This is a genomic window from Sphingomonas sp. JUb134 (assembly GCF_004341505.2).
Classification (GTDB): domain Bacteria; phylum Pseudomonadota; class Alphaproteobacteria; order Sphingomonadales; family Sphingomonadaceae; genus Sphingomonas.
The window spans coordinates 1-23,649 of the sequence record NZ_SLYP02000004.1 but is presented as its reverse complement, the minus strand read 5'-3'; the positions used below and the strand labels follow the sequence as shown (position 1 = coordinate 23,649).

The 23,649-nt window shown below is 64.7% G+C and carries 20 protein-coding genes and 2 pseudogenes; 17 read left to right on the top strand and 5 right to left on the bottom strand.

The window, feature by feature from the left end; translation table 11 throughout:
- Positions 1–85 precede the first annotated feature (85 nt).
- Positions 86–1,291 (top strand): AAA family ATPase, encoded by a 1,206-nt coding sequence (locus tag EDF69_RS19210; RefSeq protein ID WP_010124628.1) that lies wholly within the window; start codon positions 86–88, stop codon positions 1,289–1,291.
- A 79-nt stretch (positions 1,292–1,370) separates the two neighbouring features.
- Positions 1,371–2,387: a ParB/RepB/Spo0J family partition protein gene (locus EDF69_RS19205; protein ID WP_029624404.1), complete on the top strand. Its 1,017-nt coding sequence runs from the start codon at positions 1,371–1,373 to the stop codon at positions 2,385–2,387.
- On the opposite strand, the gene EDF69_RS19200 is transcribed toward EDF69_RS19205, so the two are convergent.
- Both EDF69_RS19200 and EDF69_RS19195 read right to left on the bottom strand, forming a co-directional pair.
- On the bottom strand, positions 2,381–3,307 hold the full coding sequence (locus tag EDF69_RS19200; protein WP_132884437.1) for a hypothetical protein: 927 nt from the start codon (positions 3,305–3,307) through the stop codon (positions 2,381–2,383). The genes EDF69_RS19205 and EDF69_RS19200 overlap by 7 nt on opposite strands.
- Before the next feature lie 179 nt (positions 3,308–3,486).
- Positions 3,487–4,164, bottom strand: a pseudogene (locus EDF69_RS19195) (Tn3 family transposase); the annotation flags it as partial.
- On the opposite strand from EDF69_RS19195, the pseudogene EDF69_RS19190 reads away from it, so the two are divergent.
- A pseudogene (locus tag EDF69_RS19190) lies at positions 4,145–4,957 on the top strand (integrase); the annotation flags it as partial. The pseudogenes EDF69_RS19195 and EDF69_RS19190 overlap by 20 nt on opposite strands.
- A 314-nt stretch (positions 4,958–5,271) precedes the next feature.
- On the opposite strand, the gene EDF69_RS19185 reads toward EDF69_RS19190, so the two are convergent.
- Both EDF69_RS19185 and EDF69_RS19180 read right to left on the bottom strand, forming a co-directional pair.
- Positions 5,272–6,150, bottom strand: coding sequence for an AAA family ATPase (locus tag EDF69_RS19185; protein ID WP_009824028.1), 879 nt, complete (start codon positions 6,148–6,150; stop codon positions 5,272–5,274).
- Positions 6,077–7,477, bottom strand: coding sequence for a Mu transposase C-terminal domain-containing protein (locus tag EDF69_RS19180; protein ID WP_004212864.1), 1,401 nt, complete (start codon positions 7,475–7,477; stop codon positions 6,077–6,079). The genes EDF69_RS19185 and EDF69_RS19180 overlap by 74 nt, the downstream gene beginning before the upstream one ends.
- Positions 7,478–7,668: 191 nt before the next feature.
- On the opposite strand from EDF69_RS19180, the gene EDF69_RS19175 reads away from it, so the two are divergent.
- Positions 7,669–8,241 carry a recombinase family protein gene (locus tag EDF69_RS19175; protein WP_009824027.1) on the top strand — a complete coding sequence of 191 codons (573 nt, stop codon included), beginning with the start codon at positions 7,669–7,671 and terminating at the stop codon, positions 8,239–8,241.
- A 289-nt stretch (positions 8,242–8,530) separates the two neighbouring features.
- Positions 8,531–9,733, top strand: a complete 1,203-nt coding sequence (locus tag EDF69_RS19170) for an aspartyl protease family protein (RefSeq protein WP_013039112.1) — start codon at positions 8,531–8,533, stop codon at positions 9,731–9,733.
- On the opposite strand, the gene EDF69_RS19165 is transcribed toward EDF69_RS19170, so the two are convergent.
- Positions 9,727–10,143: a MerR family transcriptional regulator gene (locus EDF69_RS19165; protein WP_004212867.1), complete on the bottom strand. Its 417-nt coding sequence runs from the start codon at positions 10,141–10,143 to the stop codon at positions 9,727–9,729. The two genes, EDF69_RS19170 and EDF69_RS19165, sit on opposite strands and share 7 nt — an antisense overlap.
- Before the next feature lie 78 nt (positions 10,144–10,221).
- On the opposite strand from EDF69_RS19165, the gene EDF69_RS19160 reads away from it, so the two are divergent.
- From EDF69_RS19160 to EDF69_RS19105, 12 genes are all read left to right on the top strand, one after another.
- Positions 10,222–10,848, top strand: coding sequence for a cation transporter (locus EDF69_RS19160; protein ID WP_004212870.1), 627 nt, complete (start codon positions 10,222–10,224; stop codon positions 10,846–10,848).
- The gene (locus EDF69_RS19155; RefSeq protein WP_004212871.1) at positions 10,848–12,815 is read left to right on the top strand and encodes a cytochrome c/FTR1 family iron permease; all 1,968 of its coding nucleotides are present in this window, start codon (positions 10,848–10,850) and stop codon (positions 12,813–12,815) included. The genes EDF69_RS19160 and EDF69_RS19155 overlap by 1 nt, the downstream gene beginning before the upstream one ends.
- A 73-nt stretch (positions 12,816–12,888) precedes the next feature.
- On the top strand, positions 12,889–13,185 hold the full coding sequence (locus EDF69_RS19150; protein ID WP_007406840.1) for a hypothetical protein: 297 nt from the start codon (positions 12,889–12,891) through the stop codon (positions 13,183–13,185).
- Positions 13,186–13,245: 60 nt separating this feature from the next.
- Positions 13,246–14,523 carry a TolC family protein gene (locus tag EDF69_RS19145; protein WP_013039111.1) on the top strand — a complete coding sequence of 426 codons (1,278 nt, stop codon included), beginning with the start codon at positions 13,246–13,248 and terminating at the stop codon, positions 14,521–14,523.
- The gene (locus EDF69_RS19140; RefSeq protein ID WP_004212877.1) at positions 14,523–15,701 is read left to right on the top strand and encodes an efflux RND transporter periplasmic adaptor subunit; all 1,179 of its coding nucleotides are present in this window, start codon (positions 14,523–14,525) and stop codon (positions 15,699–15,701) included. Before EDF69_RS19145 ends, EDF69_RS19140 begins: the two co-directional genes overlap by 1 nt.
- 3 nt (positions 15,702–15,704) lie before the next feature.
- Positions 15,705–18,950, top strand: coding sequence for an efflux RND transporter permease subunit (locus EDF69_RS19135; protein ID WP_004212878.1), 3,246 nt, complete (start codon positions 15,705–15,707; stop codon positions 18,948–18,950).
- Between the two features lie 53 nt (positions 18,951–19,003).
- Positions 19,004–19,492 carry an SRPBCC domain-containing protein gene (locus EDF69_RS19130; RefSeq protein ID WP_004212879.1) on the top strand — a complete coding sequence of 163 codons (489 nt, stop codon included), beginning with the start codon at positions 19,004–19,006 and terminating at the stop codon, positions 19,490–19,492.
- Positions 19,489–19,866 (top strand): hypothetical protein, encoded by a 378-nt coding sequence (locus EDF69_RS19125; RefSeq protein WP_021238674.1) that lies wholly within the window; start codon positions 19,489–19,491, stop codon positions 19,864–19,866. Before EDF69_RS19130 ends, EDF69_RS19125 begins: the two co-directional genes overlap by 4 nt.
- Positions 19,867–19,913: 47 nt before the next feature.
- A complete protein-coding gene (locus EDF69_RS19120) occupies positions 19,914–20,327 on the top strand; it encodes a hypothetical protein (protein ID WP_017183574.1) in 414 nt (137 codons plus the stop codon).
- A gap of 3 nt (positions 20,328–20,330) precedes the next feature.
- Positions 20,331–21,017 carry a ZIP family metal transporter gene (locus EDF69_RS19115; RefSeq protein WP_004212882.1) on the top strand — a complete coding sequence of 229 codons (687 nt, stop codon included), beginning with the start codon at positions 20,331–20,333 and terminating at the stop codon, positions 21,015–21,017.
- The gene (locus EDF69_RS19110; protein ID WP_004212885.1) at positions 21,014–21,622 is read left to right on the top strand and encodes a cation transporter; all 609 of its coding nucleotides are present in this window, start codon (positions 21,014–21,016) and stop codon (positions 21,620–21,622) included. The genes EDF69_RS19115 and EDF69_RS19110 overlap by 4 nt, the downstream gene beginning before the upstream one ends.
- Positions 21,619–23,649 (top strand): heavy metal translocating P-type ATPase (locus EDF69_RS19105; protein WP_204991479.1); only part of this gene is annotated, 2,031 nt, incomplete at its 3' end. The genes EDF69_RS19110 and EDF69_RS19105, both read left to right, overlap by 4 nt.

Sequence of the window (23,649 nt, the reverse complement as noted above, 5' to 3'; positions counted from 1 at the left end):
GGATGCTCACTTTCGCAATTCGCGATTTTCTTGACCGAAAAGCGCAAGTTGAAGTACCATCTGCTTGATTGCGAAAGGTGGGCATGTGTCTAACGGACTCGATATTGAGGAAGCCGAACGTCTCGTCTCGGTTGCGACGCTTGCCGCGCGAACGTCGTCGGTGCTGGAAAAGCTGAGGGATTCAGCGCGTAGCGCTCGAGCTGATGACCGGCGTGAACCGACTTTCACTATCAGCAAGGCTGCGGAACTGGTGGGCCGCACACCGGCTGCGATTCGCGACGCAGAGAAGGACGGTCGCCTGCCAGAGCCGTCGCGCGGCGATAATAACCGGCGTGAACGCTATACGCTGGCACAGCTGAATGACATGCGGGGGGTCTTCGGGACCCGGCCATATCGGGCACCAGGAGATCCGGCCTGCGTCATCGCAGTCCAGAACTTCAAGGGCGGCGTCGGGAAGTCGACCGTTGCTGTCCATCTCGCCCAGTATCTCGCGATCAGAGGCTATCGGGTGGCGCTCGTCGACTGTGACAGCCAGGCCTCCGCGACGACTTTGTTCGGCTATGTGCCTGACCTCGATCTGACTGAAGATGACACGCTTTATCCGTTCCTCCGGGAGGATGAACGGACCTCACTCGATTACGCGCTCCGCAAGACTCATTTTGACGGTTTGGAGCTGATCCCGGCCAATCTGAGGCTGTTCAATTCCGAGTATGAGCTTGCTGCGAGGATGGCGAGGGGAGGGTTCGATGCGCTGTTGAACCGCCTCAAGGTCGGTATCGACAGTATTGCCGATCGCTTCGACGTCATCGTGATGGATCCACCGCCCGCGCTCGGGGCGATCTCCCTGTCCGTGCTTCGCGCCGCGAACGCGCTGGTGGTGCCGGTCCCGCCGACGGTCATGGACTTCTCCTCGACCGCCGCCTTCCTTTCGATGCTCGACGAGACGATCGAACAGCTTGCAGAGCGAGGTATGGCGCCGCAGCTCCAGTTCCTCCGATTTGTTGCCTCGAAGGTCGACGAAAACAAGTCGATGCAGAAGGAGCTGTTACAGTTGATGCGGACCTTGTTCGGCCACGCGATGGTCCGCACGCCGCTCAAGGATTCGGCCGAGATTGACAATGCGACCGCACGGCTCATGACTGTTTATGAGCTCGACGGACCGGCCACCAGTTCGGCCGTTCGTAACCGATGCTTGGGTTATCTCGACGGCGTAAACAGTGAAATCGAAGTCGATATTCGGTCGATGTGGCCGAGCCACCAACCGGCTCTGCGAAGGGCTGCGCTGGCATGAAAATACCGAATTGCACGCGTGCAAGATCGGAAGAACGGAGAAAATTGCACGCGTGCAATTTCGGTGAAGGGAGGCTCGCTTGAGCAGGAAAAACAGTGGCTTTGCGGCCGATCTGGCGGCAGGGATCGATCTGTCGGATGAACCTGCGCCGCAGCGCCGGACCGGGATCGCATCAAACGTCCTGACCGGCCGATCGAACCGGCTGTCAGACCTCGCGTCAGGGGCGATTGTAACCCGAACCCACGAGTTGGTGGACCCTGCGCGCTGTCGCATGTGGATCGGTCATAATCGCGACTATGCGCTCCTCACTGAAGAACGCTGCGCCGATCTCATCGAGAGTATGAAGGCGCAAGGTCGCCAGGAAATGCCCGCGATCGTGCGGCGCGTGTCCGGCCACGCGGACTATGACTTCGAGGTAATCTGCGGGGCGAGGCGGCATTGGACGATTAGCTGGCTGCGCTCGCACAATTATCCGGACTTCAAGTTCCTCGTCGATATCCGGGAGATCGGCGACGAGGAAGCATTTCGCCTGGCCGACATCGAGAATCGGGCGCGCGACGATCTTACCGATCTTGAGCGGGCGAGGGACTATCTCCGGGCGCTGGACCTCTATTATGATGGGCGACAGCGGACGATGGCGGAGCGATTGAAGGTGAGCGAAAGCTGGCTCACCCGATATCTCGATCTTGCCCGACTGCCTACCGAACTGACGCGGGCATTTTCCAATCCACAGGACCTCGGAGTCCGCAATGCCATAGCGCTAAAGGGCCTGCTAAAGCCGGATGAGCGGAAGGCGAGGGCGTTCGCCGAAGCAGGCCGGATCGCGGATGCTCGGGAAGCCGGCGCTCCAGCCCAATCGATCCTTGATGTTATCAAGGCGCTAAGCCTGGCGGTCGACGCCCCCAAGAAGACAGGATCCCCCAAGAAGACAGGAAAGGCCGAGACGGTCTCGACCGCGGCCGGCAAGCCGGTGCTCCGGATCGAGAGTGCCGACCGCAAGGGCGTCCGTCTAACCTTGCTGAACAGGGGCGGAGCGACACGCCAGGATGCTGAGGAGGCCATCCGATCCCTCCTGGACCAGCATTGGCCTCAATAGCGGACTGTAACCGCCGATCGAGCCTGCGCGGCCAGTTTCGCCGCGCCTTGTGGAGATATGCCGAGCAAGCGGGCGATCGCGGGCACGCGCAGTCCGGGGTATGATGCCTCCAGGCGCATGAGTGTGGGCAACTTGCTCCGCCGCGTAACGCCAAGGTCTGAGGGCAGGGTGGCTACAATGCGCTCAAGCCTGTCGAGCTCTGTGAGCCCCAACGCGGCTGTGCGCCCGAGCGCGGCTTCGAGTTCCTCCGCTAGCTCGGCAGGGCCGCTCGACAGAAACTTTGGGAGCCACACAAAGGACGGAATATGCTGGAGCGTGAAGCCAGCGGCAGCCAGCGCGCTGGGGAGCATGCAGGCGAGAAGCCAGACCGTTCCGAAGCTTCTCGGATCGACGTGGAGCGTGCGCCCGTCGATGGTCGTGACGCTGCGACCCTCCGTCGGACTGATTTCCAGCTCCTTGTGGACTGCCAGGAGGCGCTCAGCGACTGATAGAAGGGTAGGGGAGGGGTATGGGACGCAAAGTCTCTTCCGGGCCTCTCTGAACGTCTGTCCGAACCGGACCAGATCATCTCCGCCCCACATCTCGGCCTGCGCGCGATCATCGAGCAAGGTGCGCAGCACATTGAGCGAGGCGCGGGCGACGGGATCGCTGGAATCGTCGGCGAGCAACAAGAAGTGCATGAGCGCGGCGATAGAGAGTGGATCGTTGAGGCCCTCGCTATGGCGGGGTGGAGGGGTTCGACTGCAAATCCAATCGAGGAGGGCCGCTGTATCGACCGGGACACCGGCGATGCCGGCGACCGTCGCCGCGGCCTTCACGCGGGCGCGGGCGAGCCAGATATCGCGCGCCGGGCTTCCTAGAAGGCGGCCGTCGAGCCGACCAATAAGCAAAAGGGGAGGTGCTGGGGCAGGGCGAGCCATGGTGTTTGCCTATCTCGTATCACAACCAAAGTCATCGGTTGGTTGTGGTCTCTCGTGTTCCCTGAGAGTGGATAGTTGATAATTGCAGTTATCACATAAGCGGATTTGACCGTTCTTTATAAGGGGTGACTACACGAAAGTGACGTATCTGCACGGAAAGGGCGAACGGATAGCGAACGTCACGCGGCAAGTAGGGAGTTGACGGCGCGCAGCGGTCGCAAGGCGTCCGGATCGGGTTGATCTTCAACATTCCAGCTATAGTCACCGGTCAGCGAGATATGCTCCCAGCCCAATGGCGCGATGTGGCGTGCGATTTCGTCGGCTGTGCCGATGTCCGCCAGCGCCATTTCGAGATAGCGAGTGTTCCACAAGATGATGGCGGCGACGAGCAGGTTGAGGCCGGAGGCGCGATAGGTCTGGTTCTCGAACCGACGATCGCGCAGTTCGCCGAGCTGGTTGAAGAAGAGCGCGCGGGCGAGCGCGTTGCGGGCTTCGCCTTTGTTGAGGCCCGCCTGGGTGCGCCGGCGCAGGTCGATGTCGCGCAGCCAGTCGAGCATGAAAATGGAGCGTTCGAGGCGGCCCAGCTCGCGTAGTGCGAGGGCCAGTCCGTTCTGTCGCGGATAGGCGGACAAGCGGCGCAGCATTGCCGAAGCAGTGACGGTGCCGGTGCGGATCGACGTGGCGAACCGCAGCAGTTCGTCCCAATGCGCCGCGACATGACCCAATGCGATCGGTTCGGCCGTCATGCCGGGAAGCAAGGGGCCGGATTCTTGGCCGGGAAGGAGGTGTAAACGACGCTCCTTGATGTCGCGCAGGCGCGGCGCGAAGCGGTAGCCGAAGAAGGGGGCTGCGCAGAAGCAGGCGCGGCCGCTGCGGTTCAAGGGCCCGGTGCGCGACGTCGAGCGCGACAAGGCGCGGGGGCTCAACATCCGCGCGCTGCTCGAGAGTTGTGGCGAGGATCTGCCGGGGCTGCGTGATCGGGCGCTGCTATCGGCCGCTTATGACACCGGGCTGCGCGCCTCCGAACTGGTGGCGGTCGCCATTGAGCATATTGAGGAGGCGATCGATCCCGAAGCGCGGCTGCTGCAGATTCTGCGTCATAAGGGCGATCAAGACGGGGAGGGGGCGACCGCCTACCTCAGCCCGCGCACCGTCGCGGCGATCGCGGCGTGGACCGAAGCGGCGGGGATCACGACAGGGCCGCTGTTCCGGCGGGTGCAGGTGCGGCGCTACAAGGCGCGGGCAGCCGTGCGCGGTCGGCCGATCGACAGCATCTCGGGCCGGGAGACGTGGGATCTGCGCAAGACGCTGTCCAAGCCGGCGGTGAAGGCGCGCGTCGAATATGACATCGGCACCGTGGCGCTGCACCCGGGCTCGATCGGACCAATCTTTCGGTCGATCATCGGCCGCGCGTTCGACCGTGGCGCGCTGCCCGATTTGACGGCGGACGATCTGGCGCGGTTGCTGAAGGGGATCAGTGCGCACTCGACGCGGATCGGGCTCAATCAGGACCTGTTCGCCAGCGGGGAGGATTTGGCCGGCATCATGGACGCGCTGCGGTGGAAGTCGCCGCGGATGCCGCTCGCTTATAATCGCAATCTCGCGGCAGAGCAGGGGGCGGCGGGGCGCCTTATGGCGAAGATTGGCTAGTCATGACGGCCTAAATAGGTCTTTGGATGATGCCGTGCGACCACACGACGGCGGCAGGTAGATCGAGGGATTTGCGCAGCGGCAAGAACCGGAGAAGGGAGGCTGAGCCCCCGGGGTCTTGAGCTACAACGTTAAGCCTAAGAAACGGGCAGGGGCCTGGTAGCGCGTAGTGTATGAGCGAAGCCACCATCGCTCAAACTCATCAGCACAGTCCAATTTCGAAGAGGAAACAAGAAAGTGGTTCCGGAAACGGTATGGATCTTATCCTGTGTAAACGCTCGCGCTAAATGGCGGCGTTCTGATCGCGCTATTTGTCAGTTGCCGGGTCCGATGACGAGGCAATCGCGCGCGGCCTGAACGATGTCAGCGGTGACCTCCTCGACGCGGTTGAGGGTCATGATCCGCCGCATCTGCGCGAACAGGCGCTCCATGAGCCGGAAGTTGCCGCGCGTGATGCGGATCACGGCTGCCTGCGCTTCGATCGCGTCGAGTTGGGCCGGGTCGAAGCTGATCCCGAAATCGCCGGCGTGGGTCGCGAGCAGCAGCCGCATTTCGGTCTCGGTAAGCGGTTTGAACTCGTGGACGAAGCCGATCCGCGAGTAGAGCTGGGCATAGCGGGCGAGGCGCTTCTCCAAGCCCGGCATACCCATCAGGATCAGCCCGAAGCCGTGGCGATCGGCCATGTCGCGGAGATGTTCGAGCGACTTTATGGTCAGGCGGTCGGCCTCGTCGACGATGACGAGGGGGCAGGCGATGCGGGCGGCGTCATGGGTGATTTCGTCCTGCGAGCCGCCCGCGACCGTCAGCCGGGCATAGCCCAGCTTAATGAGGTTGAGGCCCAACACCGCGTCGATCGTCTTGGGCGTGTTGCTGACCGACACGGTGTAGAAGACGGCGCGGCAGCGAGCGACCTTTTCGCCAAGGAGCGCGGCAATGGGACGGAGCGCGGCATATTCCCCCAGGTCGGGGAAGCTGGAAAACTCGCGCGCCGATCGCGTCTTTCCGACGCCCGGCCGGCCATGACACACGCCGATATAGCGGTAGTGCGCGCAGGCTTCGGCAAACTCGACGAACCGGGCATGTTCGCGGGTCGCCAGGAACGGCTGCTCGACCAGGAACTCAATCGTCAGCGGCGTAGAGCCGGAGCCCTCGGTAGGTGGTGGGCCGGGAAGCCGTATCCTCTTGGTCGCCATCGAAGGTCTCCGTGGGGGCAGGCACCTGCTTGTCGCGCTCCTTCGCGCCGCGCCGGGCGCGCTGGATCGCGCGCAACGACGGGTGCCCAGCGTGCTCGGAGCTGAGCGCACGGCAGACGAACCGGCCCTGGTGGTAGACGTGGATCTCGGTCAGGTCGCGGGGGTCATAGACCGCCTCGACCTGCTCGCCGACGAAGGCCGCGAGCGTGGGTTCGACATAGCGCCTGCCCATCAGACGGATGCCGTCGCGCAGCACTTTACGGGGCTTGGGCACGTGCACGAGCAGCATGTCGAGCTGTTCAAGGCTGTCGGGCATTGCGGGCAGGAACCCGCCCTTCTGCCAGCGCGTGATCGGCGGTTCGCCGGTGCTGCCATGCGGGCGACGATGATAGACGCCGCACACGAACGCCTCGAAGCGGGCGCGCAGCTCGTCGAGCGTGAGCACTGGCGCCGACAGCGGCTTGCCCGCGATCAGGTGGCCGGGCAGGTCGGGCAGGAACATGTCGTTGATGGTGCGGAACAGCCGCTCGATCTTGCCGCGCCCGCGAGGACGCCCCGGCAGCGAATGGATGAGGCGGATTTTGAGGGCGATGCACGCCTGCTCGATATGCTCGGAGATGAAATCCGAGCCGTTGTCGACGTAAAGCTGTTCGGGAATGCCGCTGACGATCCATTCGGGATTGGGCTTGCGCCAGATCGCCTGCCGCAAGGCGAGCGCCGTGTTGAGGGCACTGGGGGCATCGAGGCTGAGGAAGTAACCGGCGATGGCTCGGCTGTGATCGTCAACGATGACGGTCAGCCAAGGACGCACCGGGGTTCCGGCATCATCGAGCACGAGAATGTCGAGAACGGTATGATCGGCCTGCCACATCTCGTTCGAGGTCGCGGCTTCGCGCCGATGCACTAGCTCGTGCTGGTCGCGGTAGACGGCCGGATCGGAGGCTGCGGCGATCTGGCTTGCCGGTATCGCCCTGACGACACGCGCGACGGCCGCATAGCTGGGGGTTCGGTGTCCATGCGCGATGGCGAGTTCCTGCACCTTTCGGTGAATGGCGGCGACCGGGGGTCGCGGGCGCTTGGTGGCGAGAGTGCGGGTCAGTTCGACCAGATGTTCCGGCAGGTGCAGCCTGCCCCGATCGTTGCGCGGCAGACGCGCGAGACCGGCAAGTCCTTCGGCACGGTAGCGCCCGAGCCAGCGCTGCAACGTCCGCTCGCTCAGCGTGCCGGTGCGGGCGAGGTCCGCGAGCGGGATGCCATCGGCGAGGTGCGGTTCAAGGACGCGGTAGCGCTCGATCGCCAGCGGCGGGACAAGCGCCGGATGCGTCACCGCCGACGGTCCGTGTCGCAGGTAAGGAAAACGGAGATTTGCCTGCCCATCGCCATGCGAGTCCGCTCGCGTTGCCAAACCGGCCTGTTCGACGTAAATCTACCCGGTAAAGAAAACTAGGGCAACATAGACCTGCCGATGACGACTTTCTTCCCAAACCGCGCCCGATCGGGGCGCCACCGGCCCTACGCATGAAAATCGGTTACGCCCGCGTATCGACCGCCGAGCAGAACCTGGACCTCCAGCGTGATGCGCTGAAGGCTGCCGGCTGCGAGAAGGTCATCACCGACAAGGCCTCCGGGGCGACTGCCGCTCGCCCTGGATTGGAAAAGGTGAAGGAGCTGCTTCGCGCCGGCGACACACTGGTGGTCTGGCGCCTCGACAGGCTCGGCCGCTCGCTCCGTGATCTGATCGGATGGATGACCTACCTCGACGAGGAAAAGGTCGGGCTGCTGAGCCTGCACGAGGCGATCGACACGACCACCACGTCGGGCAAGCTTACCTTCCACCTGTTCGGGGCATTGGCGGAGTTCGAGCGCAACCTGATCCGCGAGCGGACCCAGGCCGGTCTCACCGCAGCCCGCGCTCGCGGCAAGAAGGGTGGCCGGCCGGCCGCACTCGGCAAGGACAAGCGCGACCTGCCCGTCAGGCTCTACCACGAGAACACGATGCCGATCGCCAAGATTTGCTCGATGCTCGGCATCTCCAAGCCAAAACTCTACGCCTATGTGCGATCGGCCGAGACCAAGCCGGTAGCCGCGTAGCGACGCTCGCCGACAAATAGCGCGATCAGAATGCCGCCACTTAGCGCGAGCGTTTACACCGTTCGCGGTCCCGATCGGCCCAGCGTCCCCCGGAACCGTTCGTTATCGGGAAGGCATCTAAGCGGTCTGCACCATCCTTCATCTAAAGTTCTCCAAGCGCTTCTGAGGATTTTCGGGCGCACCAAAAGCACTTGCTCCTCCAGTGGCTGGAGCATGTAACCGCAATTTGCTCTCCTGCGGACGGGGGGCTGGAGGTGGCTTTTTGACGGCCCGTGTTGAAGCAATCGGTATGTCTCGACGCTCATTAGTGGCGCGGCTGGTGGCCTGTGGAACCGGCTTGGTGCTCGGTTCTCCAACGCTCGCGCGACAGACTTCCCGGTCTGCGGGCTCGTGGAACTTCGGTGCGGCTCACCTCGAATGGGAGCCGCTGGAAGTCGGCACGGGTGATACCCTCCTTGTTTCGGCACAAGTGCGCGGAGTGCCGGTGCGGGCGGTGCTCGACAGTGGCAGCGGCGCGTCGATCATGAGCACGGCGCTCGCGGCGAAGCTCGGCTTGAACGATGGTGAGCGGCGCATGATTAGCGGGCTGAGCGCCAAGGCCCCGGTGCTGCTGGTCCGCGACATCGACGTACAGCTCGCCCGCGAAACCCGTCGCTTACCCTTTGCCGTCGTTGGTGATCTGAGTTCAGTGTCGGCGGCCTTCGGACGACCGATCGATATCCTCCTCGGTGCCGATATGTTCACGGGTAGCTGCATCGCGCTCGATTTCGCGAAAAGGCGTATGGCGGTCGTCAAGTCAGGCACGTTTCTCGCCGGTCCCGACTGGCGCGCTGTCGCGCTCGGGCGCGGTGCCAAGCAGGAGCTGTTCATTCGAGCTTCCGTCTCGGGTTTGCCTCCCGTGCCCTTGATGATCGATCTTGGCAGCTCGGCCGCGCTGATGCTCTCGTCGGCCTATGCCCGCGATCAAGGGCTGTTGAACGGGAAGCTCGTCTCGACCGCGGCGATCGGCGGCGTCGATGGTGTGCGTATCAACGATGCTTTCACGATCCAGAACATCAACATCGAAGGGCTTGGCGTCTCGAACGTCCCCACACTCGGGATGAGAGCTTGGCTCTCCACCAGCACGGTTGGCAATGTCGGCCTACCGCTGATCGCTCAATTCGACGTGGTGTTCGACGTGACCGCCGGATTCGTGTGGCTCCGGCCACTCGGTCCTCGTCGTCGCCTGCCGATGCTGAAGGACCGTAGCGGCCTTGGCCTCGCAGCCTCACCAACGGCGCTCACCGTTGTTCATGTGGCGGCGAACAGTCCCGCGGAAAAGGCTGGCTGGGCGGTCGGCGACCGGATCGTGGCGGTGAACGGCCATTCGATCGATGCGAACTATACGCGTGGGGAGCTCTGGCAAGTGCGCTCCCGGCCTGCTGGCACCCTCGTAAAGCTGACGATGGCCTCGGGTGATGTGCGCGAGCTCAGGCTGGCCGATTATTATTGATCGGCTTGAGGGTGGCCTTTGCCGATCGCCTTCATGATCCGACAATCGGCCATGCGCGCCTTGGTGCAGCTCTGGCTGAGCATTGCCAACTCATCCCGCAACACCGCGAGTTGCGCCAGTCTCTCCTCCACATCCTTGAGGTGCTGAGCAGCGATAGCTGAGGCGGCACCACAATCCTGGTCCGGGTTCTGCGCCAGCCCCATCAACGAACGGATCTCGTCGACGGAGAAGCCAAGCCGGCGACCGTTGCGGATGAAGTGCAAACGCTCAATGTCACTGGCATCGTAGGTTCTGCGACCCGACGCCGTGCGAGGGGCGGATCGGAGCAACCCGATCGACTCATAAAAGCGGATCGTCGTCACCTTCGTCGAGGTCTCGCTGGCGAGCTGCCCAATCATCACCGGCTTCATCATGCCATCCTTGCTTATGCGAACGTGTCGCACATTTCGCTTGCTTCTACAGCGACTGGAGGTGGTAAGGAAGGCCGCATGAATGCTTCTACCGAAAGCTGCGGGTGCCACGGGGAGCCCGCGCGCGCGCAAACCGATCCGGCCTATCGCCGTGCGCTGCTGACCGTCGTGGTGCTCAACCTCGGCTTCGGAGTCGCCGAGCTGTTCGGCGGGTTCATCGCCGATAGCCAAGCGCTGAAAGCGGATTCCCTCGATTTTCTCGGGGACGGGTCGATCAGCCTTATCGGTCTTCTCGCGCTTGCCTGGTCCGCACGGGCGAGGGCAAAGGTCGCGCTGACGCAGGGGTTGTTTCTCGGTGCGCTTGGCGTGGGCGTAATCGGTTTCGCGATTTGGCGCGCCCTGAACGCAACCGCGCCCGATGCCGAACTGATGGGCACAATCGGCGTTGTCGCGCTCGCGATCAATGTCGTGTCCGCCTTGGTGCTTGCGCGTTTCCGGGAAGGGGACGCCAATGTTCGCGCGATCTGGCTGTTCAGCCGCAACGACGCGCTCGCCAACGTGGCGGTGATCGCCGCGGCCGGTCTGGTGGCGTGGACAGGAAGCGCCTGGCCGGACCTCGCCGTCGCCGGCCTCATCGCCCTCCTGTTCCTCCACTCCGCTTATGAAATCGTCACTGGCGCTCGGCGCGAATTGGGAGAGCGGTAGTGCGTCTGCTCGCGTTGATCCGGGCAATGCTCTCGTTGCGGCTGCTCTCCGCGCTCGCGGCGCTGCTGATCCCTGCTGCGGCAATCGCCGAACCCGGCGACGTGCAAACCGCATGGCGGCTGCTCGACTATATGGCCGTCGATTATGGCGGCGCGGTCGCCAACGGTCGGATCAAGAGCACGTCGGAATATGCCGAGATGACGGAGTTCGCCGCGTCGGTCTCGACACGGCTTCAGGGCCTGCCGGCGAAGCCGGAGCGTCAAGCCCTCATCCAGCGGGCTGCCAACCTCCAGGCGGTGATCGCGGAAAAGGGACCGACTGAACAGGTGGCAACATTGGCGCACGGGCTCGCGGCCGATCTGTTGCGCGCCTACCCGGTGCCGCTCGCGCCCGATAAGGCTCCGAACCTCGTCTCCAGCGATGCACTGTTCCGACAATCCTGCGCGTCCTGCCACGGGATGACGGGCAACGGCCGTGGCCCTGACGCCGCCAAGCTCGCTACGCCCCCGATTGCTTTCACCGATGCCGAGCGCGCGCGCCAGCGCAGCGTGTTCGCGCTCTATCAGGTGGTGACGCAAGGCATCGACGGGACCGCGATGCAGAGCTTCGCCGATCTGCCCAACGATCAGCGCTGGGCGTTAGCATTCCGAGCCGGGAGCTTCGCCTTCACGGATGCGCAGGCGCGCGAAGGCGAGCGGCTTTGGAAATCCGACCCGACCCTTCGCCGGCGCATTCCGGACCTGAAAACCCTGGTCGCGCTCACCCCGGCCGCGCTCGGCGCGGCGATCGGCGACGCCAAGGCTGACCCAGTGCTCGCGTTCCTGCGTCGTCATCCCGAACAGGTGATACAACAGGCTCCCGGCTCGCTCGCGGTCGCCCGCGCCAAACTCGCCGAAAGCGTGGCGGCTGCGCGGCGCGGCGATGCGCGCATGGCGAAAGAGCTGGCGCTGTCGGCCTATCTCGATGGGTTCGAGCCGATCGAGCCAACACTCACCGCGCGCGACGCGACGCTGATGGGTCGAATCGAGGGCGCGATGGGGGAGTTCCGCGCCTCGATCGACCGGGGCGCGTCGCCCGATGATCTCGCGGAGAAGGTCGCAGTACTGGGCGGCCTTTTCGACGATGCGGAAGCGGCGCTCGCGCCTGATGCCGCCACCGAAGCGTCCACGTTCCTGGGCGCGTTCACGATCCTGCTGCGTGAAGGGCTCGAAGCCCTGCTCATCGTTGTCGCCATGATCGCGTTCCTGCGTAAAGCCGAGCGCGGCGAGGCGCTGCGGTACGTGCATGGCGGCTGGGTCAGCGCGATCATCGCGGGCGGGATCACCTGGGCGGTCGCCACCTATGCGATCGGGATCAGCGGTGCGAGCCGGGAGCTGACGGAAGGGTTTGGCTCGCTGTTCGCCGCGGTCGTGCTGCTCTCGGTCGGGATTTGGATGCACGGCAAGGCGCAGGCCGATCAGTGGCAGCGCTATATTCGCGAGAAGATGTCGCGGGCGCTCTCGGGCGGGTCGGGCTGGTTCCTGTTCGGGCTGGCGTTCGTCGTAGTTTATCGCGAGGTCTTCGAGACGATCCTGTTCTATGCCGCGCTTTCGGCGCAAGGTGACAACGGGATGCTTCTCGCGGGGGCCGGGTCGGCGATTGGACTGCTCAGCCTGATCGCTTGGGCCATGCTTCGCTACAGTCGCAAGCTGCCGATCGCGCAGTTCTTCCGCTATAGCTCCTGGCTCATGGCGGTCCTGACCGTCGTGCTGGCGGGTAAAGGCGTCGCCGCGCTCCAGGAAGCCGGCCTTATCAACATCGCACCGCTCGCGGACGTGCCACGGCTGTCGATGCTCGGCGTGTTTCCCACTTGGCAATCGGTGCTGGCGCAACTCCTGATGGCGGTCGCCATTGCGGTCGGGTTCGCCTGGAACGGGCGCGACCGATCCCGCTCGGGTTCCGGCTCAGTGACCCTTGGTTCGAATTAGTGCAATGACATGAAAACCCTTCCGTGATAGAGGCAAGCTAGTGCGAGCCTTTTTGCCTTTCCTGACATGCCTGATGCTGGTCCTGACCAGCTTCTCCGGCATGGCCCATGCCGCCGATCTGGCGGGGGGAAGCATCGCGGGCGTTGAGTTCACGGTCCATACCGCCGGTGACATCGATCAGGTGCCATCGGACTCGGACAAGAATGTCCCGCATCATCACAATTATTGTCACGGACACGACGTCGGCGCGCCTGCGCGCACGACGATGGAATATACCCCCGTCCTCACAGTGCCCAAGCCGACAATCTCCGCCTCTGCGTCGCTCGACGGCCGCACCGGCATGGTCCATTTGAGGCCCCCCCAAGCCTGACGTCCGATTTGGGCGTGCGTTGGCGCGCCCCTGTCGATCATCGTCAGGAGTCCTATTTTCATGAATCGTATCCTCGCGGCCATGCTGGCCGCAGCGTCTTGCGCCACGATGGCGCAGGCGCAGGTCGGACCGTCCGCGCCTGTTGCGCAGGATGCGCCGGTCTACACGCTTGACCAAGCGGTCAGTGCAGCGGGCGGTTCGGCCCCTGCTGCGGAAGCGGCGACAGCTGGAATCGACGCGGCCCGTGCAGGTCGCACAGTCGCCGGCTTGCGGCCCAATCCGGTGGTTCAAGGCCAAGTCGAGAATGTCATCGGCTCCGGGCCGTATCGGGGGGTCCGCAGCGCGGAAACCACGGTCGGCTTTGCGATCCCGATCGAGCTAGGCGGCAAGCGCGGCGCCCGCGTCGCGGTCGCCAATGCGCAATTGTCCCGGGCCGAGATCCAGGCCGCGATCATCGCGGCGGATGTCCGGCTTCAGGTAACGCAGCTCTATGTCGAAGCGGTCGCGGCCGATCGCCGGGTAATGACAGCCCGCGATCAGGCCCGGATCGCCAGCGATGCGCTGCGGGCCGCGAGCGTTCGCGTGCAGGCAGGGCGGGCATCGCCACTCGAGCAACAGCGCGCGGATGTCGCGCGTATCAATGCCGACGCCAATGTGGAGCGGCAGCTTCGCTTGGCCGAGGCGGCCCGCGCCAATCTGGCGCGTCGGATCGGACGGCCGATCGACGGCCTGCTCGATGACACGCTGCTCGATCGCCTTCCCGATGTGAACGTCTATGGGCCGTTGGCACCGGTCAACACGACCGGCACACTCGCGCTGGCGGCAGCCAACGCGGATTTCTCCATTGCCGAAGCCGGCGTGCGGCTCGCGCGCGCCAATCGCGTGCCTGACCTGAACGTCGGGCCGTCGATCCGCCGCCTGGAAGCGACCAACGACATGGCGGCGGTGTTCAGCGTGTCGATCCCGATCCCGGTGTTCAACAATGGTCGCGCCGCGATTGCGCAGGCGACCGCGCAGCGGACCCAGGCGGATGCGCAGCGCCGCGTGACCGCGCTCGACATCGAACAGGCGATCACGGACGCGCAGGCGCAGGCGGCCAATGCCGCAACGACGGCTCGTGCGGCGTCGGGGCCGGCGCTGGCGGCTGCACAGGAGGCCGCCCGCATCGCGCGGATCGGCTATCGCGAGGGCAAGTTCGGCCAGCTCGAATTGCTCGATGCTGAACGCACGCTCGCCGAAACGCGGGTCGCCGCGATCGACGCGCTTGCCAATTACCAGAATGCCCGCGCGCAAGTGGAGCGACTGACCGCTCGTGCGCCCAATGGGGGGAATCAGTGATGAAGAGCTTTTATCTCGCGGGCGCGGCGTCGCTCGCCCTGCTCTTGGCTGCCTGCGGCGGCAAGGATGGCGGAAACGAGGCAACTGCCGAAGGCGCAGCTGCCAATGAGACGGCAGCGGGCACGGAAAAGGGCGGTGCTGAAGGCGGTCATGCCGGTGAAGGCGTCGTCACATTGGGTGCCGACCAGATCGCCACAGCGGGCGTCCAGGTCGGACGGCCGATCATCGGCGGGGCCGGGACGATCGAGCTGCCCGCGATCATCGAGGGCGACCCACAGGGAACGCAGGTCGTCTCGGCCGCAATTGCGGGACGCGTGGTCGCGCTCACCCGTAACCTCGGCCAATCGGTCGGACGCGGCCAGACCATTGCGGTCATCGAAAGCCGCGAGGCGGCGCAGATCAAGGGCGAGGTCGAGGCGGCGCGGGCGCGGCTTCAGCTCGCTAATTCGAACCTCGCGCGCGAACAGCGGCTGTTCGCGCAGAGAGTCTCCCCTGAACAGGATCTGATCGCCGCCCGCACAGCGGCGACGGAGGCGCGGATCGCCCTGACGCAGGCGCAGAGCATGGTTTCGGCGGCGGGTGTCGGCGGCGGCGGGCTCAACCGGCTCGGCATTGCCGCGCCGATCTCGGGCCAGATCATTGCGCGCCCCGTGACGCTGGGACAAACGGTCGCGGCGGATGCCGAACTCTATCGCATCGCCAACCTGAGCCAGGTGTCGATCGCGCTTAATCTCAAGCCCGAGGATGCGGGCCGGGTGCGTCCCGGCAATACGGTGCTGGTGAAGGCGGCAGGCCGTCAGGCGACCGCCCGCGTGACCTTCGTGTCGCCGGCGCTTGATCCGCAGACGCGGCTCGTGCCTGCGCTCGCCACCCTCGACAATCGCGGTGGCGAATGGCGGGTCGGCGAGCCTGTGACGGCAGCCGTGCAGCTCACGGGCAGCGGCGGGAGCGGGGCGGTCCGCGTGCCGACGACGGCGGTCCAGAGTTTCGAGGGCAAGTCGGTCGTGTTCGTGCGCACGCCCACCGGCTTCAAGGCGACCCCGGTCCAGCTCGGCGATGCGTCGGGCGACACGGTGATCGTCCGGTCGGGCCTGACCGGCAACGAACAGATCGCCACCACCGGAAGTTTCACGCTCAAGGCCGAGATCGGCAAGGGCGAAGCGAGCCACGAGGATTAAGCCATGATCGCCCGTATCGTAACCTGGGCGGTCGAGAAGCGCTGGCTAGTCCTGCTCCTCACCGTCATCGTCGCCGCCATCGGCGCCTTTTCCCTCTACCGGCTACCGATCGACGCGGTGCCGGACATCACCAACAATCAGGTCCAGATCAACGTCCGCGCGCCTGCCCTCTCGCCCGAGCTGGTCGAGAAGCAGGTGTCGTTTCCAATCGAAACCGCGCTCGCCGGCACCCCCGGCCTGGAATATACGCGCTCGTTGAGCCGCAACGGCTTCGCGCAGATCACGGCGGTCTTTTCGGACGCGACGGACATCTATTTCGCCCGCCAGCAGGTGGGCGAGCGTCTGCGGGGCGTGCAAGAGAATCTGCCCGACGGCGTGAACCCTGAAATGGGTCCGATCGCGACAGGCCTGGGCGAGGTGTACATGTACACCGTTCGTCTCGATCATCGCGAGGACGACAAGCACAAGCCCGGTGAACCGGGCCAACAGCCCGATGGCAGCTACATCACGCCAGAGGGCGAGCGACTGACGACCGAAGAGGACAAGGCGACCTACCTGCGCACCGCGCAGGACTGGATCGTGACGCCGCTTCTGAAGACCACACCGGGCCTCGCCGGTGTCGACTCGATTGGCGGTTACGCCAAGCAGTTCCTCGTCGTGCCCGACGTGCAGAAGCTGGCCTCGCTCGGCATCACGCTGACGGACCTGGGAAATGCGCTGGAGCGCAATAACACCAGCGTCGGCGGTGGCTTCGTCAATCGCAATGGCGAAGGTCTGGCTGTTCGCTCGGATGCGCTCGTTCGCAATGCCAGCGAGTTGGCCAGGACCGTGATCGCGACACGTAACGGCGTGCCGATCACGGTCGAACAAGTTGCGACTGTGAAGACGGGTCAGGCGATCCGCATGGGTTCGGCATCGGAGAACGGTACCGAAGTCGTCGTCGGCACGGCGATCATGCGGATCGGCGAGAACAGCCGCATCGTGTCGACCGCGGTCGCTGAGAAACTGAAGACGATCAACGCTTCGCTGCCTCCTGACGTCGTAATTCAGCCGGTGCTGAACCGCACCGAGCTGGTCAATTCGACGATCAAGACGGTCGCGAAAAACCTGTCCGAAGGCGCGGTGCTGGTCATCGTCGTGCTCTTCCTGCTGCTCGGCAACTTCCGTGCGGCCCTGATCGCGGCGTTGGTCATCCCGATCACCATGATGCTGACAGGCTTTGGTATGCTGCGCGCTGGGGTCTCGGCCAATCTGATGAGCCTTGGGGCTTTGGACTTCGGTCTGATCGTCGACGGCGCCGTCATCATTGTCGAAAACGCGCTGCGCCGGCTTGCCGAGCAACAGCATCATGAAGGCCGATTGCTCAGCGTCAAGGAACGGCTCGCGACCGTGGCAGCCGCTGCGCGTGAGATGATCCGTCCCTCTGTGTACGGGCAGGCAATCATCATCCTCGTCTACGTACCGCTGCTCACGCTGACCGGCGTGGAGGGTAAAACGTTCGGACCGATGGCGCTGACCGTCATCATCGCGCTCGCCTTCGCCTTCATCCTCTCTCTCACCTTCGTGCCGGCGATGATTGCGATCTGGCTGTCGAAGAAGGTCGAGGAGAAGGACGGCCGCATCATCACGTGGCTGAAGAAGCGCTACGAACCCGGTCTCGACCGGGCCATGAAGCGCCCGACGCTGACGATCGGTGCGGGTGTGGGAAGCCTTGTGGTGGCGGCGCTTGCTTTCACTACGCTCGGCTCGGTGTTCCTGCCGCAGCTCGACGAAGGCGATTTGCTGATCCAGTCGCTCCGCATTCCGGCAACGTCGGTCCAGCAGAGCCAGGCGATGCAGGTGCCGATCGAGCGGATGATGTCGAAGCAGCCGGAGGTGCAATTCGTCTATTCCAAGACGGGCACCGCCGAGCTGGCGGCCGACCCGATGCCGCCGAACGCGACCGACATGTTCGTCATCCTGAAGCCGCGCAAGGATTGGCCGGATCCTGAGCTTCCCAAGGAGGAGCTGGTCAGCCGGATCGAGGGTAATCTCGCGAAGATTCCGGGAAATGCCTACGAGATCACCCAGCCCATCCAGATGCGCTTCAACGAGCTGATCGCCGGCGTGCGCGGCGACATCGCGGTGAAGGTGTTCGGGGACGACTTCAACCAGATGAACCGGACGGCCGAGCAAATCGCGGCGGTGCTGCGCAGAACGCAAGGCGCAGCGGACGTGAAGGTGGAGCAGACGACCGGTCTTCCCATGCTCGACATTCGCGTCAACCGCGACGCGATGGCGCGGTTGGGCGTTACGGCTCAGGATGTGCAGGACACCGTGACTGCGACGATCGGCGGGCGAACATCGGGCCAGATCTTCGAGGGCGACCGTCGCTTCCCCGTGGTGATCCGCCTGTCGGAGGCGCAGCGTGCCGACATCGGCCTGCTCCAACAGGTGCAGGTGCCGGTGGCAGGCGGCGGCTATGTACCGCTGTCCAGCGTCGCCGAGATCAAGGTGGTCGATGGTCCGAACCAGATCAGCCGCGAGAACGGCAAGCGGCGCGTGGTGGTGCAAGCCAACGTGCGTGGCCGCGACGTCGGATCCGTCGTGGCGGATGCGCAGGCGGCGATCGGCAGCCAACTCCGGCTGCCTGCCGGCACCTATCTCGAATGGGGCGGCCAGTTCGAGAACCTCCAATCGGCAAGCGAACGGCTGAAGCTGGTCATTCCGGCTTGCTTCATCTTGATCCTGCTGCTCCTCTACGGGGCGTTGGGATCGGTCCGCGACGCCGCGATCGTGTTCACCGGCGTGCCTTTCGCGCTGGTGGGCGGCGTCCTGTTGCTGTTCCTGCGGGGCATGGACTTCTCGATCTCGGCGGCAGTGGGCTTCATCGCCCTCTCGGGCATCGCGGTCCTCAACGGCCTCGTCATGGTCAGCTCGATCCAAGATCTGATCCGATCAGGGATGAGCCGCGAGGAAGCCGCGCATGTTGGCGCGATGCAGCGTCTGCGACCCGTCATCATGACCGCGCTAGTCGCCAGCCTCGGCTTCGTGCCGATGGCGCTGGGCGAAGGCGCCGGCGCAGAGGTTCAAAAGCCTTTGGCGACGGTCGTCATCGGCGGTCTGATCTCGGCGACGCTTCTTACGCTGTTCGTGCTGCCGACACTCTATGCCCGGTTCGGGCAGAAAGTGATCGAGAAACCCGAGCACTACAATGAGGAGCATGAAGGGGACGACCACGGTCAGACCTTCGTGAACAACTTGGCCTGATGGATGGGCGGGGCGATCCGCGATCGCCCCGCCCATCTCTGGGAGATGGGGATATGCCTCGCACCATAACCAGCTCGATGCTTCACGGCGGGCCACTGCGCATCTGGTCGGCACTCACCGATCCGGATCATCGCCGGGCGTGGAGTCCGCTCGTATTTCTCGATGATCCGTCCCGGCTCGGCGACACAGAATGCACCTTTGCGATCCAGGGCATCACCCGGCCAATTCGGACGCCAGCACGGATTGATCGATTCGATAAACCGCACGCCTTCGCTTGGTCCTGCGGCATCCCCTATCTGTTCACGCTCGAAGAGCGGTACGAGCTGGCGGGGGACGATGGCGGCACCAGGCTAACGCATAGCTGCACGCTGCGCGGGGCGCTCTCCCTGCCGTTCGCGGCGATGATGTTGCGCCGCCTGCGATCCCTGATGGTCGAATCTGACGATCGCCTCGCAACCTATCTCCGCTGGCGGGTAGGTCAGCCTGCCCGGGCTATCAATCGTCAGCGCGTCCCCTTCCGCTACAGGAGGAAGGCGCGATGATGATGCACTGTAAGCGGGTGCTGCCCGCCGTCATCCTCGTTGTCGGGCTCGCGGCGTGCTCGGAAAGAAAGCCGCCAGCCCCGCCAACGGAGCAGCAGATCCATTCGTCCGACAGCGCCGTGACGACCGGGGAAATGGGGCGGCATAGATATCGCTGTTCCGACGGGGAACCGCTGTTCGTCGATTACAAGGACAACGGCCTGCAGATCGATTTGCGGCGCTCCAACGGGGGACCGCCGATGATGCTGACCGCGCCAGCGCAGGGCCTGCAATATGTCGGCGAAACAGCCACCGCGACCTTCAAGGGGTCGCAGCTCACCATCGTGGAAGGCGATGGCCGTACCCGGATCTGCGAGCAGGAAGGCACGCGATGAACTGCCCTGCCTTCGAACGCCACAGGGCGCTTCGTCGGAAGAGACCGATGTCTGACACGTCGATTTCAAATGTGACAACCTTGTGCGGCCTGAATCGGGCCGGTCTGGCGATCGCGCGCCTCGGCGTCGTTCTCGTCTCCGGGGCGGTTATAGGGGCGTGTAATCCAGCGCCGACCCAGCCTACCGAGCCGGCGCATGAAAAGCATCTGACGTCGAAACTAATCGCGCAGCGCATCATGTACTGCGACGACGGCACACGCGCCGATGTCGACTTCATCGATGAAGGCTTGAAAATGGCCGTCACCTGGCTGCCGAAGGGCAGGACCGAGATCCTGCGCGCGCAGCGAACCGGTGACGAGTTTCGCGGCGACCATTCGCGGGCTGTCGTGGCGGGCGGATCGATCGCGTTCACGCGACGCGGGAAGATCCGCGTCTGCCACCGAACCCCGGAGGAGTCCTAGGAAATGCAGGCACTGCTCTATACGCTTGCGCCTGTGCTGGCGGTCGTGCTCGGCGCGATTGTCGCGAGCCGCACCAAGTTGAAACCTGGCCTCGTGGCGGGCCTACAGCATCTCGCTGCCGGCGTCGTGTTCGCGGCGGCAGCGACCGAAATCCTGCCGCAGGTCAAGCATGAGGCATCGCCCAGCGCGACGTTGATCGGCGGGGCGGCGGGCGTCGCGACCATGCTGGGGCTCAAGGCTCTTGAGGCCCGCTTCAAGGGGCCGATGGCGCTACTCGCCGCGATCGGCATCGACATTCTGGTGGACGGCCTGGTGCTCGGCCTCGCTTTCGTGGCGGGCGAGAAGGCAGGTCTCCTGCTGACGATCGCGCTCACTCTGGAAGTGTTATTTCTGGGACTGACGCTGACCGACGAGCTGGCGGAAACCTATCGCTCGCGCTTGCGCATCATCGTGATCGTCTCGGCATTGGCCCTGCTGCTGCCGATCGGCGCGCTCGCTGCCGTGCCGGTCGCCGCGCTGTCGCCGGTGATGATCGCCGGCTTCCTCAGCTTCGGGCTGATGGCGCTGCTCTACCTCGTCACGGAGGAGTTGCTGGTCGAGGCGCACGAGAAACCCGACACCCCGCTCATCAGCTCGATGTTTTTCGTCGGCTTCCTGGCCCTGCTGACACTTGAGGAGATGATGGGATGATCCCGGGCAACGACAACAATGGCGGGCAGGAGCGCCGCACACTGTGGATCGTCCTGCTGCTGAACGCGGCGATCGCTGCGGGCTTCTTCGTTTCCGGCTTCTTCGCGGACTCGAGCGCGCTGATCGCCAACGGCGTCGACAACCTGTCCGATACGGCTGTGTATGCGCTGAGCCTTGTGGCGCTCACCCGGGGCCAGACATGGAAGACACGCGCCGCGGTCGCTTCGGGCGTCATGCTGCTGATCTTCGCGGGCGGCATCTTGATCGATGTCGGACGGCGCTACGTGCAGGGCAGCGAGCCCATCGGACCTACCATGATGGTCATGTCCGCGATCGCCGGCGTCGTGAATTACCTCTGCCTGCGGCTGCTCCAGCGCCTCAAGGATCCGGACGTCAATCTCCGGGCCGCAACCACCTTCAGCTTCAACGACTTCATTTCCAACGGCGGCATCCTGATCGCCGGCGTGCTGGTGCTGTGGTTGGGTACCAATTGGCCGGACCTGCTGGTCGGCTTCGCCACCGCCATCATCGCCATCAAGGGCGGTGTCGAAATCCTGCGCGACGCGCGCGCCGAAACCAAGAAAAGCGAAAGGAGGTCGTCATGAACGACAAGCTCGAACTCGACATTCCAGTGTTGTTGCCGGACCTTCCTGACGCGGCCGATGCCTGCCTGGACCGTCTCGTATCAACCCTGTCAAAGCGCGAAGGTGTCGAGCGGGCGCATGTGATCTGTCTCGACGGCAACACGCCAGCGGCGCTGTGCATCCATTTCGATGCCGCCAAGCTGCCGCTGCCACGGTTGCGCGAAATGGTGCGCGCCGCAGGTGCCGAAATCACCGAGCGCTACGGCCATGCGATCTGGCAGGTGACGGGGATCAACCACGAACGTCGGGCGCGCACGGTCAGCGATGCGCTGTGCGCCTTGCCCGGCGTGGTCCAGGCAAGCGCCAGCACCAGCGGGTCTGTCCGGGTCGAATATGATCGCCGCGAAACCACCGAAGAGGAGGTGCGCGCTGCGCTTCGCAAGCTGAAGGTGAGGGTGGGCAAGCGGGTCGCTGCCGATGAACATGCCGGCCACGACCACGGCCCCGGGGGCCACGGCGCGGGCGAAGAGAAGCACGGCCCCGGCGATGGCCACGACCATAGCCACGCCGAATTTCTCGGCCCCAATACCGAGCTGATCTTCGCGCTCGCCTGTGGCGCGCTGCTGGGGATCGGCTACGCGATCGAGAGGCTGGTCGCTGGCGCGCCCGAATGGCTGCCGACCGCCTGCTATATCGCAGCCTATTTCTTCGGCGGATTCTTCACGCTGCGCGAGGCGATCGACAACCTCCGGATGAAGAAGTTCGAGATCGACACGCTGATGTTGGTCGCTGCGGCCGGCGCCGCTGCGCTGGGCGCATGGGCCGAAGGTGCGCTGCTGCTGTTCCTGTTCAGCCTCGGCCATGCGCTTGAGCATTATGCAATGGGCCGCGCCAAGAAGGCGATCGAGGCGCTGGCGAAGCTCGCGCCCGAAACCGCGACCGTGCGACGCGGCGGGCAGACCAGCGAAATCCCGGTCGAGCAGATGGTCGTCGGGGACATTGCCATCGTCCGCCCGAACGAGCGCCTGCCTGCCGACGGCTTCGTCATCAAGGGCACCAGCGCGATCAACCAGGCCCCGGTCACGGGTGAAAGCATCCCGGTCGACAAGGTGCCGGTCGCAGATGCCGCAGCGGCACGCGCCAAGCCCGATGCAGTCGACGCGGAAAGCCGGGTTTTTGCTGGTACGATCAACGGCGGCGGCGCGATCGAGATCGAGGTGACACGCCGTTCCAATGAAAGCGCGCTTGCCAAGGTCGTGAAGATGGTGAGCGAAGCGGAGACGCAGAAGTCGCCGACGCAGCGCTTCACCGACCGGTTCGAACGGATCTTCGTGCCCGCCGTCCTGGTCCTGTCAGTGCTCCTGCTGTTCGCATGGGTGGTCGTCGACGAGCCGTTCCGCGACAGCTTCTATCGCGCGATGGCGGTGCTGGTGGCGGCAAGCCCGTGCGCGCTCGCGATCGCAACGCCGAGCGCGGTCCTGTCGGGCGTTGCCCGTGCAGCGCGGGGCGGCGTGCTCGTGAAGGGCGGTGCACCGCTCGAAAACCTCGGGTCGCTCAAAGCGATCGCTTTCGACAAGACGGGCACGCTGACCGAAGGTCGTCCGCGCATCACTGATGTCGTGCCCGTCGATGGCGCCGATGAAGGCGAGTTGCTGGCGCTGGCTGTCGCCGTCGAAGCGTTGAGCGACCATCCCCTGGCCCAAGCGATCGTCAAGGACGGCCGCGAACGTCTGAACGATCGTGCCGTGCCGACTGCCGGCGACCTCAAGAGCCTGACCGGTCGGGGCGTCACCGCGAGCGTGGATGGCGAGACGGTGTGGATCGGCAAGGCCGAGATGTTCGGAAGTGAGGGCATTCCGGCGCTGGGGCAGGGCGCGCAGGACGCAATCGCGAAGCTGCGCGAGAACGGCCGCACGACAATGGTGGTCCGCAAGGGGGACCGCGACCTGGGCGCGATCGGCCTGATGGACACGCCTCGCGAAGCTGCCAAGACCGCGTTGCGTCGGCTGCACGAGATGGGCGTGTCGCGGATGATAATGATCTCCGGC